This is a genomic window from Edwardsiella anguillarum ET080813, assembly GCF_000264765.2.
GTDB lineage: Bacteria > Pseudomonadota > Gammaproteobacteria > Enterobacterales > Enterobacteriaceae > Edwardsiella > Edwardsiella anguillarum.
This window is the reverse complement of record NZ_CP006664.1, coordinates 17,824-30,006: the sequence shown is the minus strand read 5'-3', so window position 1 is coordinate 30,006 and position 12,183 is coordinate 17,824. Positions and strand designations below refer to the sequence as shown.

General features: G+C 55.3%; 11 protein-coding genes and 3 tRNA genes. 9 read left to right on the top strand and 5 right to left on the bottom strand.

Annotated elements, in window-relative coordinates:
• The first annotated feature begins 122 nt into the window (after positions 1–122).
• From icd to hchA, 3 genes are all read left to right on the top strand, one after another.
• The gene (icd, locus tag ETEE_RS00170; RefSeq protein ID WP_015461748.1) at positions 123–1,376 is read left to right on the top strand and encodes an NADP-dependent isocitrate dehydrogenase; all 1,254 of its coding nucleotides are present in this window, start codon (positions 123–125) and stop codon (positions 1,374–1,376) included.
• A gap of 493 nt (positions 1,377–1,869) precedes the next feature.
• Positions 1,870–2,115, top strand: coding sequence for a hypothetical protein (locus ETEE_RS21110; protein WP_144242784.1), 246 nt, complete (start codon positions 1,870–1,872; stop codon positions 2,113–2,115).
• 608 nt (positions 2,116–2,723) lie between these two features.
• On the top strand, positions 2,724–3,578 hold the full coding sequence (gene hchA / locus ETEE_RS00165) for a glyoxalase III HchA (protein ID WP_034165462.1): 855 nt from the start codon (positions 2,724–2,726) through the stop codon (positions 3,576–3,578).
• A gap of 34 nt (positions 3,579–3,612) precedes the next feature.
• On the opposite strand, the gene ETEE_RS00160 is transcribed toward hchA, so the two are convergent.
• Positions 3,613–3,942 carry a GlpM family protein gene (locus tag ETEE_RS00160; protein WP_034165461.1) on the bottom strand — a complete coding sequence of 110 codons (330 nt, stop codon included), beginning with the start codon at positions 3,940–3,942 and terminating at the stop codon, positions 3,613–3,615.
• Positions 3,943–4,055: 113 nt separating this feature from the next.
• Positions 4,056–4,280 (bottom strand): DUF2594 family protein, encoded by a 225-nt coding sequence (locus tag ETEE_RS00155; protein WP_012848881.1) that lies wholly within the window; start codon positions 4,278–4,280, stop codon positions 4,056–4,058.
• Positions 4,281–4,844: 564 nt separating this feature from the next.
• Between ETEE_RS00155 and uvrY the strand changes: the two genes are divergently transcribed.
• The 6 genes from uvrY (at position 4,845) to ETEE_RS00125 (ending at position 8,355) form a co-directional block, all read left to right on the top strand.
• Complete coding sequence (uvrY, locus tag ETEE_RS00150; RefSeq protein WP_034165460.1) at positions 4,845–5,501, top strand: UvrY/SirA/GacA family response regulator transcription factor; 657 nt, start codon at positions 4,845–4,847, stop codon at positions 5,499–5,501.
• Positions 5,494–7,326: an excinuclease ABC subunit UvrC gene (gene uvrC, locus ETEE_RS00145; RefSeq protein ID WP_034165459.1), complete on the top strand. Its 1,833-nt coding sequence runs from the start codon at positions 5,494–5,496 to the stop codon at positions 7,324–7,326. Before uvrY ends, uvrC begins: the two co-directional genes overlap by 8 nt.
• 54 nt (positions 7,327–7,380) lie before the next feature.
• The gene (gene pgsA / locus ETEE_RS00140) at positions 7,381–7,929 is read left to right on the top strand and encodes a CDP-diacylglycerol--glycerol-3-phosphate 3-phosphatidyltransferase (RefSeq protein ID WP_012848878.1); all 549 of its coding nucleotides are present in this window, start codon (positions 7,381–7,383) and stop codon (positions 7,927–7,929) included.
• A 137-nt stretch (positions 7,930–8,066) separates the two neighbouring features.
• Positions 8,067–8,142 (top strand) — tRNA-Gly (locus ETEE_RS00135).
• 38 nt (positions 8,143–8,180) lie between these two features.
• Positions 8,181–8,254, top strand: a tRNA-Cys gene (locus tag ETEE_RS00130).
• Between the two features lie 14 nt (positions 8,255–8,268).
• Positions 8,269–8,355: transfer RNA gene (locus ETEE_RS00125), tRNA-Leu, on the top strand.
• An 807-nt stretch (positions 8,356–9,162) separates the two neighbouring features.
• On the opposite strand, the gene ETEE_RS00120 is transcribed toward ETEE_RS00125, so the two are convergent.
• From ETEE_RS00120 to ETEE_RS00110, 3 genes are read right to left on the bottom strand one after another with little or no spacing between them, the layout of a single operon-like run.
• Positions 9,163–10,857: a hypothetical protein gene (locus tag ETEE_RS00120; RefSeq protein WP_225865081.1), complete on the bottom strand. Its 1,695-nt coding sequence runs from the start codon at positions 10,855–10,857 to the stop codon at positions 9,163–9,165.
• A 50-nt stretch (positions 10,858–10,907) separates the two neighbouring features.
• Positions 10,908–11,492, bottom strand: coding sequence for a baseplate complex protein (locus tag ETEE_RS00115; protein ID WP_034165818.1), 585 nt, complete (start codon positions 11,490–11,492; stop codon positions 10,908–10,910).
• On the bottom strand, positions 11,464–12,183 hold the full coding sequence (locus ETEE_RS00110) for a hypothetical protein (protein WP_034165817.1): 720 nt from the start codon (positions 12,181–12,183) through the stop codon (positions 11,464–11,466). Before ETEE_RS00110 ends, ETEE_RS00115 begins: the two co-directional genes overlap by 29 nt.

The window sequence follows — 12,183 nt, the reverse complement described above, 5'->3', positions numbered from 1 at the left end:
TAAGTTTTACAGTGGTTTAACAAAATGACAGCGAGAAATAAGGTGTAATTTTTATTAAATCAACCGGTTGTCGTCTGTTAACGCAGGCGAGGCCTGAGAGAGTTACGCGGAGGGATAGGTTAATGGAAAGTAAAGTCGTTATTCCGGTCAACGGGCAGAAGATTAGCGCCGATGCGCAGGGAAAGCTGAGTGTCCCGGCGACGCCGATTATTCCCTTCATCGAAGGCGATGGTATCGGGGTGGATGTGACGCCGGCGATGATCAAGGTGGTGGATGCCGCCGTTGCCAAGGCGTACCGCGGTGAGCGCCGCATCGCTTGGATGGAGATCTACACCGGAGAAAAGGCGACCCAGGTCTATGGCCCGGATGTCTGGCTGCCCGATGAGACGCTGGATCTGATCCGCGAATACCGCGTAGCGATTAAGGGCCCCCTGACGACGCCCGTCGGCGGCGGGATCCGCTCTCTCAACGTGGCGCTGCGCCAGCGGCTGGATCTGTATATCTGCCTGCGTCCGGTGCGCTATTACCAAGGGACGCCCAGCCCGGTCAAACAGCCGGAGCTGACGGACATGGTGATCTTCCGCGAAAACGCCGAGGATATTTACGCCGGCATCGAGTGGAAAGCCGACAGCCCCGAGGCCAAAAAAGTCATCGATTTCCTGCGCGAAGAGATGGGCGTCAACAAGATCCGCTTCCCTGAGCACTGCGGCATCGGGGTGAAGCCGTGCTCCGAGCAGGGGACCCAGCGCCTGGTGCGCGCGGCGATCGAGTACGCTATCGCCAACGATCGTGACTCGGTGACCCTGGTGCACAAGGGCAACATCATGAAGTTTACCGAAGGGGCCTTTAAAGACTGGGGATATCAGCTGGCGCGCGAGGAGTTTGGCGGCGAGCCCATCGACGGCGGCCCGTGGCTGGCGGTGAAGAATCCGCACAGCGGAAAAACCATCGTGATCAAGGATGTGATCGCCGATGCCTTCCTGCAGCAGATCCTGCTGCGTCCGGCGGAGTATGACGTGATCGCCTGCATGAACCTGAACGGCGACTATATCTCCGACGCGCTGGCGGCGCAGGTCGGTGGCATCGGCATCGCGCCGGGCGCCAACATTGGCGACGCATGTGCGCTGTTTGAGGCGACCCACGGCACCGCGCCGAAGTACGCCGGTCAGGATAAAGTGAATCCCGGCTCGATCATCCTGTCTGCCGAAATGATGCTGCGTCACATGGGTTGGACGGAAGCGGCGGACCTGATTGTTAAAGGCATGGAAGGGGCGATCGCCAACAAGACCGTGACCTATGACTTCGAACGTCTGATGGATGGCGCTAAGTTGCTGAAATGCTCTGAGTTTGGCGACGCGATCATCGACAATATGTGATTTTCTGAGTGGTTAGAAAAATCAACGGAGGTGTAATAACCTCCGTTTGGTTTTATAGTATGCGAATGGGTATCAAAAAATTACCAAAGCGCCATTCATTACACCGAGACACCTAGCTTGCCGCCCATTTTCTCCTGCTAATCGTCATCGGTATCCCACCGGCTAATTGGATGAATTATGGATCAACTATTGCCTGGTATACCGCTTATAGATAATAATTTTTGCCCTGTGTAGCCTGTAGACACCGATGTATCGCTCCATACCTTTGGGGCTATACCCTCTTCGTCATGGTAAATAACTTCCCATCAGATACGGTATGCTGAATATCGTTTTTGACTAATGATCAATCCAAAAGTTATTCTTATCTTCATACATTAGCGCCTCGCGCTGATTACGGATAATCAACACGATTGGCATATGTGGGGATTTATATAGAGAATACTATCTTTGACAATCTTACGCCACGCTGCGCATTACGAGTGACGACTTAATAATGATGATTTCAAAAGCATTTTTTTATGTCATCGATACTTTTGATGTTATTGATTCAAATAATCCAAATGTAATTACAACAAAAAATGAAATTGAAATATTTAATAAGGTCATAAAAATCATCAGGGATGAAGTAGATGTAAGGCATAAGGATGCTGAACCATATTTCAGCGTTCTTTTTGAAGGTAAGGCAAATCGGTGGATACTTAGATTTTATGACAAGAAATCATTATGTATAGTATTCTAGATAGAATTATCTGGTGTTCAAGTTAACGAAATCTCTAGGACGAAGCTGGAATGCGAAAATAGCAAAACACACATATTATCACCAGATGATATACTGCGCATTTCTGGAATCATTATTGATTCGCTAGAGTATGTGAAAAATGATGATAATTTTAGAAAAGCTAAAAGAGGCTCATCATCCGAGGATGGATGAATGCTATTTCAGTAGAGTTGATATTGCTGGGGTACACTGATATTTATTGATCGTTTTATTCATTTTGAAATAAATTCCCCGTTTTCGGGGCGTTCTGTTATGAATGACTTACCCGTCTATCAAGTAGGCCTTTCTATGGAGGGGCGCTCTGCGTTCTCAAAATGCTCGGGGCAGCCTGTGGTTTGTCACGAGAGGCAGGGCAGGGTAAGGACCCAGCCTACGTCCATGAAGGCTAAATCCTCATGCTGCCGCAGAAGCGCGGCGGCTCGTAGCGTGGGGAGTTGATGCTCCAGTTGCCACCAATGGATACAGAGACGAGTGGCTTTCGGTTAAACAATAATACGCTTGATCATCCTTGATAATGACGGTGCCTCCTATACTTAACTGGCATATTGATAGCCACGATGAGGAATGGAATGAAACAGAATCTCAGTCAGCAACCGGTGCCCGATCGCGCGGAGCCGAATGCGTTTTTCCCCTCGGCGTTTTCGCTGAATCAATTTACCCGTTCCACTTCCGATCTGAGCGGCGCAGACTATGCACGTCGCTACGACGGTGGTAAAAAAATCTTAGTGATTGCGACAGATGAGCGCTATCTCGCGATGGCGAACGGCACGCTTTTCTCCACTGGAAACCATCCGGTAGAGACGCTGCTGCCGATGTATCATCTGCACCAGGCGGGCTTTGCGTTTGATATTGCTACGTCCTCGGGCCTGATGGTGAAGTTTGAGCATTGGGCGATGCCCCGTGAAGATGCGGCGATTCAGGGGCTGTATCAGCATTATCTGCCACAGTTGCGCCGCCCGCGTCGTCTGCGAGAGGTGCTGTCGGCTCTGACGGCGGGAGAGCAGGACTATGCCGGGGTATTTATTCCCGGCGGTCACGGTGCGCTGATCGGCCTGCCCTTTGACGCCGACGTGGCGGAGACGATCCGCTGGACTATGCGTAGCGATCGCTATCTGATCGCTATTTGTCACGGTCCGGCGGCGTTTATCTCCCTGGCGCAGGGAGATAATCCGCTGCGGGGCTATGCCCTGTGTGCCTTTCCCGACAGCGCCGACCGACAAACGCCGGCGATCGGCTATATGCCGGGCGAGCTGCCGTGGTTTTTTGGGGAGCGGCTACAGGCGATGGGAATGACTCTGGTCAATACGGCGATTTCGGGGCAGGTGCATCAGGATCGTAAGCTGCTGAGCGGAGACAGTCCGTTTGCCGCCAACGCGCTGGGGCAGCTGGCTGCGCGGACGCTGCTGGCGCACTACGGCAGCTGAGGCATCGCGGTGTGTTTCCGAGGGTAAGCGTCGCTCAATGCCCCCACTGCAGGATCAGCAGCGCGGCGGCGATCCCCCAGGCGACGACGGCGCCCAGCAGCGCCAGCGAGAGGCGAAGATGGGGAACCAGCAGGTATAGCGAAAGCAGGTAGATAAAATAGGGAATGATGGCCCAGATGCCGAACAGGATGGTCCGACGTAGGGCATCGACGCTGTGTTCACGGCCGACGATATAGTGCGCGATCAGTGCGAAGGTGGGGAACATGGGCACCAGCCCAGCCAGGTAATAGCTTTTACTGCGCGAAAATAGGGCGATCAGCAATACCGCCAGCGCGCCGATCAGCGCTTTGAGGGTGAGTCCCATGGTGCGGCACTCCTTTGCGGATGGGCAGCGGGAAAGCCCCCCGGCGCGGATGCGCCGTTGACAGCGGCGGCCGCCGCGCCGGGGAGATCCGCCCGGTTACCGGAGAGAACCGGTTACTGGCGGTAAACGTGCTTGATCTGCGCCATGGTTTTCTTAAAGGCGTCGGATTGGTCCTGATCCTCGATACGGGCGGCGTATTTTTCCATGTTGATGATCACTTTACCGGCGTCGGCCTGACCCATCGCCTTGAGCATCTCGGTCAGGGTCGCTTTCAGACAGGTGACCTCGTGTGTTAAGGCCTCAATGGTCGCTTCGGTAGAAAAATCAACGTTACTCATAAGTTACCTTTCGTTCAGATAATATACCGCTCGCCTGTGGCACACGGCTGTTCATCGGGGGTCGATAGCAATTGCGCAGGGCAAAATCGATAGCAGAGTATATCACAAAACCCGGTTTATTGCGCTGTAACGTTACGAGGATTGATCCGATTATAGCGCCGTTTAATTTTTACTTTATATACACAGAAAAATGTCGTTTTTGTATACACTAAGGCGATGGGCGCGCAATTTATCTGCGGCTGTATTAAGTCATTTTTGTCGTGTATTTTTTCAATGACTGACAATATTCAGCCTATTACGTGGCTGCGTCAAAATCGCGTTTTTTATGCGGTAGTTTATCGGGTAACGGGGCGCTTTTAAACGATTTTTATTTAATGTGTTGTTTTTAATGTGATTTTTATGTGAGGCGCCGGCGCGTGAGGATATCTGCATGTGCCAACGACCTTATCAATATTTCCGCATTAAGTAACATTTACACTATTCATTCTTTCGGCAAAAAACAGTAAACTGAGACAGTTTGGTATAAAAGTATGCTGTTGTTTCCTCTAGCTGGGAGATTTATCTTTGATTAGCGTTCTTCTTGTTGATGACCACGAACTGGTGCGCGCAGGGATCCGACGCATTCTTGAAGATATTAAAGGGATTAAAGTGGTAGGCGAGGCGCAGTGCGGCGAGGATGCGGTGAAGTGGTGCCGTAGCAACTGTGCGGATATCGTATTGATGGATATGAATATGCCGGGCATCGGCGGGCTGGAGGCCACACGTAAGATCCTGCGGGTAAAGCCGGAGGTCAAAGTCATCATGCTGACCATTCATACGGAAAATCCGCTGCCGGCGAAGGTAATGCAGGCCGGCGCGTTCGGCTATCTGAGTAAAGGCGCGGCACCGCAGGAGATGATCAGCGCGATCCGGGCGGTATACGCCGGTCAGCGCTATATCGCCTCTGATATCGCCCAGCAGATGGCGCTGAGTCAGCTGACGCCGCAGAGTGAGTCCCCGTTTGGCTCGCTTTCCGAGCGCGAGCTGCAGATTATGCTGATGATCACCAAAGGCAGCAAGGTGACAGAGATTTCCGAACAGCTGAATCTGAGTCCAAAAACAGTGAACAGCTATCGTTACCGCATGTTCAGTAAGCTGAACATCAGCGGGGATGTCGAGTTAACCCACCTGGCTATCCGTCACGGGCTGTGCAACGCAGAGAAAATCTTGAGCAGTGAGTGAGCGCTTTGATGCGGTCGCCTTTCTAAAGACGGTGACCAACCAACCGGGTGTATACCGGATGTACGATGCCGGCGCAGAGGTTATTTATGTCGGTAAGGCGAAAGATCTCAAAAAACGCCTCTCCAGCTACTTCCGGCGCCAGCTTGCCAGCCGCAAAACCGAAGCTCTCGTCCGCCAGATAGCCCAGATCGACGTGACCGTGACCCACACGGAAACCGAGGCGCTGCTGCTGGAGCACAATTACATCAAGCGCTACCAGCCCCGCTATAATGTGCTGCTGCGCGACGACAAATCCTACCCCCTGATCTTTCTCAGCGCCGAGCGTCACCCGCGTCTGACGGTACACCGCGGCGCCAAGCGCGCCCGGGGCGACTACTTTGGCCCGTTTCCCAACGCGAACGCGGTGCGTGAGACGCTGGCCCTGCTGCAGAAGCTGTTCCCCATTCGCCAGTGTGAAGACAGCGTCTATCGCAATCGCTCACGCCCCTGTCTGCAATACCAGATCCAGCGTTGCCTGGGCCCCTGCGTCGCCGGGCTGGTCAGCGATGAGGAGTATGCCCGCCAGGTAGAGTATGTGCGGCTGTTCCTCTCCGGGAAGGACAGCCAGGTGATCGACGCGCTGGTGATCAGGATGGAGGAGGCCAGTCGGGCGCTGCGCTTTGAGGAGGCCGCGCGGCTGCGCGATCAAATCCAGGCGGTGCGGCGGGTGACCGAGCGCCAGTTTATCTCTGGCGATCACGACGATATCGACGTGATTGGCGTCGCCTTTGAGGCGGGGATGGCCTGTATTCACGTGCTGTTTATCCGCCAGGGGCAGGTGCTGGGCAGCCGCAGCTACTTCCCGCGGGTTCCTGCCGGTACGACGCTGGCCGAGGTGCTGCAGACCTTTGTCGGCCAGTTTTACCTGCAGGGCAGTCAGATGCGCACACTGCCGGGCGAGATCCTGATCGACTTTGCCCTGCCGGATCGCCAGCTGCTGGCGGACTCCATCAGTGAGCTGGCCGGAAGGCGGATCCATATTCAGTCGCAGCCGCGCGGCGATCGCGCCCGTTACCTTAAGCTGGCGCGCACTAACGCATCGACGGCCTTGAACAGCCGGCTCTCACAGCAGTCGACCATTCTGCAGCGCCTGGCGCAGCTGGAGCAGGTGCTGCGGCGGGCGGACATTCAACGCATGGAGTGTTTTGATATCAGCCATACCATGGGGGAGGAGACGGTGGCCTCCTGCGTGGTATTCGATCGCAATGGACCGCTGCGCAGCGAATATCGGCGCTATAATATCAGTGACATTACCCCGGGTGATGACTATGCCGCCATGCGCCAGGTGCTGCGCCGTCGCTATGGCAAGGCGCTGAACGAAGAGAAAATCCCCGACGTTATTTTTATCGACGGCGGCAAGGGACAGCTGGCGCAGGCTAAACAGGTGTTTGCCGAACTGGAGGTGCCTTGGGATACGCATCGTCCGCTGCTGCTGGGGATTGCCAAAGGGAGCGATCGCAAGGCGGGACTGGAGACGCTGTTCTTTGAAGCGCAGGGGGAGGGCTTCTCCCTGGCGCCAGACTCACCGGCGCTGCATTTGATCCAGCATATCCGCGATGAGTCGCACAACCATGCGATCGCCGGGCATCGGAAAAAACGGGCGAAGGTACGCAGCACCAGCGCGCTCGAGTCCATTGAAGGCATCGGGCCCAAGCGGCGTCAGCAACTGCTCAAATATATGGGAGGAATGCAACCGTTGCGCGATGCCAGTGTTGATGAGATCGCAAAAGTGCCCGGTATTTCAGTCGCATTGGCGGAAAAGATCCACTATGCGTTGAAACAATGAGGGCGTTGTAGCAACATAAACGCAGTATCCACGAAAGGAAGATAGTCCAGTACTATGCGATTAAATATCCCCACGTTATTAACGCTGTTCCGCGTTATATTGATTCCGTTTTTTGTTCTGGCGTTCTATCTTCCGTTTGCCTGGGCCCCCTTCGCCTGCGCGCTGATCTTTGTTGTGGCGGCGGTGACCGATTGGTTTGACGGCTATCTCGCCCGCCGCCTGAAGCAGACTACCCGCTTTGGTGCCTTCCTTGATCCAGTGGCTGACAAAGTGATGGTGGCGACGGCGCTGGTGCTGGTCACGGAGTATTACCACGTCTGGTGGGTTACCCTGCCGGCTGCCACCATGATCGCCCGCGAAATCATCATCTCCGCCCTGCGAGAGTGGATGGCGGAGATCGGCAAGCGCAGCAGCGTCGCCGTCTCCTGGATCGGCAAGGTGAAAACCACCGCGCAGATGATGGCACTGGTCGGCCTGCTGTGGCGTCCGGACATCTATATCACCGTCGCTGGGATCGTCGCGCTGTATATCGCCGCGGTGCTGACCTTCTGGTCGATGTTCCAATACCTGAGCGCTGCCCGCAGCGATCTACTGGACTCCTGACGATGCTGTGTTAAAAAGCGGCAAACGGGCGGCCGATGCGAAAAAGAGAGTTGACGCCGCCGGTCAGATAAGTAGAATGCATCGCATCGGACGGCAATAATGAAAAGCCAGAAGATACAACTAAATAAGTTGATTATGCGGGAATAGCTCAGTTGGTAGAGCACAACCTTGCCAAGGTTGGGGTCGCGAGTTCGAGTCTCGTTTCCCGCTCCAAATTTAAGATCTTGCCCTACGGCGGGGTCAATCAGTTTGGCGCGTTAACAAAGCGGTTATGTAGCGGATTGCAAATCCGTCTAGTCCGGTTCGACTCCGGAACGCGCCTCCATTTTATTTGTCGCCGCCCGGATGGTGGAATCGGTAGACACAAGGGATTTAAAATCCCTCGGCGTTCGCGCTGTGCGGGTTCAAGTCCCGCTCCGGGTACCATGACAAATAATATAAAAATCAATGCGTAAGCATTGCATCTAAACCACCGCAAGGTGGTTTTTTTGTATCTTAAATTTGTCCAGTGGCAGCAAAATGGCAGCAGAGTGGCAGCAGATAAAAACGTGCTACCGGCTTCTCTTTGCCATTTGGCGAGTAAGTGGGCTACTATCATGTTGTCACGCATAAGAGAGGCTCCACTTTGATTTATCGTCAGGTGGGGCTTTTTCTTTGCCTGCCGGTTGCCCGGACAGACAAGTCCAAGGCACCCGTGGCGAATCTATCGCCTTTCGCTATTCTGCGCGATCGTCCAGCGATCATTTTTGCAATTTTCTAAGCACCCCAAAAAACCGCGCAGGCCGCGCGCTGCAAGGCTTTGCGCTTTTTAGTCTCTTGCCGCCCGATCCTAACGTGATCGTTTTTTATGCTCACGTAAAGTATATAAAACCCTTTTATATCAACTAGTTTTTGTTTTCTTCCCTTGTCTGCGCACTGCACGTGATCGTGTAAAACTGCAAAAAACTGAAAAGCGTGCGATTTTGGATCTTTTCCAGCCCCCAGTACCGGCGCGGGCTAGCGGGTGTTTTTGCGAAAAATAAAACTGAAAAAAATTCTCAACGCACAACCCGCGGGCAGGGGGGAGTAGTGCGGTTTACGTGGCGTAAGGATTCCGTGGGGCGGATTATGTCATCTGCTGCTTGAGCGATGCGCTATGTGTTTAAGCGGAGCGAACAATGGCTTAGTTGTGCGAGCGCACAAGATAGCTCCTGTGCGTTTTACGTGGGGTATTGGTGAGGTGGGGGCCGCAGATCAGGCGATTAGGTTACGGTACTTGGCTTTCAGGTTTGTGGCCTGGGTTGCGTCGCCGGACAGACTGCCGTTGTTGGTCGGTGTGCCGGTGTTGCTGTGGGAGTGTTCCGCGGTGTGCTGTGCCAATTGGTTGACTAGGTCGAGGATATCAAGCAGTAGTGTTAATAGATTCAGGCGATCGGCACGCTGGCTTGTGCCGCCCCTACCTAGGAATAGGCTGCCGGCAGTGATGGCCACCTTGGCTGCTACGATGCTGTGCTGGCCGGTAGTGGTCTCGGTGTGGTTGCCGCCGGTGGTGCGATCGACATTGCCAGTGACGGTTTCCGTGAGTGAGCCGTTGATAGTCAGCTCGGCGCGCTCCAGCTCCGCTAGCAGCACCTTGGCCTTCATCAGCAGCTGGTTACCGGCTGCGATGCTGTAGTCGCCGTCAGCTATCTGGATGGTATGACCTGCCAGTAGTCTGGCGGTACCGAGCACGGTGGTTGTGTCGTTGGCCTGCACTAGGGTTTCGCGCGTGGTTGTCGTTCTGTTCTCGCTGTCGCTGGTGATGTTGCGCTGTGCTGATGCTTCGCGGATAACCTGATCGGTTTCACGGTGCCAGCTGCCATCTTGCCCGACGCGCTGGAATACCTCTGCGCGCTGCTGCTGCAACTGCTCGCCGGGCTTGATATCTGGTAGGCTATGCCCGTGTGGGATGACTTGGCGCACCATGGGTTTGTCCGGGCGCCCTTCGACGAATGCGACCTCAACCAGCGTCCCCTCTGGTGGGTAGGCCAGCTGCCCGGCCTCCGGTCCCGCCATGGGAACGGGGAGGGGAACCGCAGCATAAACTGGTGTATCCGGCAGATCATTACCTTGTTCGTCGAGCAGCTGCAGATCAACGGCATATTTTGGCCGGAACGGATCAGCCGCGTCGCCTAGGCTAGCGCTTTCGGTTGGGGATGCGACGCGGGCCAGCCTAGTGCGCAGGGCGCCGGTGGCCAACTCTGGAAACTCCCCCTCGATCAACCGGCGTATTGGACTCTTCGATAATGGTTTTCCGCTGGCATCCCGGCGAGCCCAGGTCAGCGTCATGGTGCTGTCTTTGACGGTAATGTCGGTGATGCGCCCGTTCGGCAGATTAACACCGGGACGCAGGGTGGGAATCTGCATTAGCGTGGCGCTGTTGCCAGCACTCTGGCTGATAAGGTACTGCGGTGGCAGTTCGGGCAGCGCGAGGCTGGCAAAACGTGACTGTTTAGCGCTGCCGACATAGACACTGCCATCGGGCATGGGGTGCCAGACGTAATCCGGGATCGCGAAGCAGCGCCCTAACATGGCGAGCAGCTGTGTACCGCTGCCGGCGTGGGTCAGGTGCGGTATCCTAGTGGTGCTGTAGTTCTCATTTTCCGGCGCATAGAGGGTAAGGCCGCTCTGCTGGCTCAGGGTGTCCAGGACTGTTTTTAGCGTCGGGTGCTGATGGGAGCAGGGGAAGTCGAAATCCAGCAGGCCCGCGGCCTCGCGCACAAACAGCTGGCGCGCGCCGTTCTCTGCCGGCTGGTCTCGCTCGATGTAGCCTGTAAAATAGCGCCATGCTTCGGTTCCCTCGCCTAGGTCGATTTGCACCATGGCGCCGGCCAGACTAATGGCCGCATTCTCGGGGGTGATCGTGATAAAGCCGCGCCCGATGCCGTTTAGCACCAAAACCAGCTCCATGCTTGCTGGCTCGTAGGTTTTGCCTGCAACGGTGCAAATCTGGATCGGTTTCATTTTCTGCCCTCGTCTTTCACTGCGCCAATTCCTGCCCAATCCAGGGTATCGCCTGCAATTCTGTTGATATTTGCCCAGAGCGCGCTTTGCTGGTTTTCATTGGTGGCTGGCTCGGCGCCATTCTGTGTCTGCTGCTTTATCGTGACCTTTCCGCCGGCGCCGGTAGTGGTGCTACTGCGGGTGGCGACCTTTTCCGGCACGCTCATTTTCTCTCGCAGGGTGAAAGTGACCTGCCAGGCCATGGTGTCGCGTTGCTCTGTAGCATCGATGCCGCCTGAAAATACCCCTTGGCGCATGTTGACGGCGGCGGCGGTTGCGTTGGCGATGCGATAGCATTTTTTTGCGCCATGAGCGTCGCGGGCTTCGGCCAGTTGAAAAATGCGCGTCAGGTGGCGTTCATTGGTAAAGCTGATGATGCCGGACACGCGCAGTTCCTTGGCCTTGTCTCCCAGTTCGGCGCTGGTCGTGCTACTGGCTTGCCCGGACATGTCCTTGTCCGGTAGACGCAGGGTGACGCTGATATTGATGTTCTGCAGCAGGATCGATTCGCCATCAAGGGCGAGGACGATTATCTGGTTCATGTAAACAGGCCTTTAATGCGGACAGGTCATCACCGGCAAACAGGAGTACCAGCGAAAACACGGTGTCGGGTTGCGGGATGGACTTTTGCATTGCCAGGCGAGCGGCCTGCACGTCGCCCGAGCTGACAAACGCCCACGATTCACAGCTGGCCTGTAACAGGAAATCACCCGCGAGACTGATATCGGCCAGTAGCTGGCTGCGCTGCTGTTTGAACTGCGTCAGGCTGGATTCCAGCTGTGTCAGACTGCTTGCTGTGGGCGATATTGCACGGGTTATTTGACCCATCGCTTGCACCGCGCGGGTAGTGCTGACAGAGAGTTGCTGCGGCATCGGCAGGCCCGATCCAGCAGCAGCTGGCAGCTGCATACGACTGACGGCCAGGGTTAGCTGGTTTTTTGCTAATCGGCCCACGCGTACTATGTCGGGCAGGGGGAGGACGGCGGCAAACTCGCTAAGGCGATCGATGAACTGCTCCGTTGTCGGTGCGCAGATCAGCAGAGCGACGATATCGAGATAGCCGTCCAGGCCTGCTAGGCGGTTGGTGGCACTGGTGACGGCGTTACCGGGACTGAGGTAGCGCCCTGATGGCGTTGCATGTCCCACTGCTGACCAGGGATGAACTGCCACGATTGAACCGGTGACTGTACGAAATGAGGCTGGTAGCTGCAGGCGAGTACGTTTCCACATCAT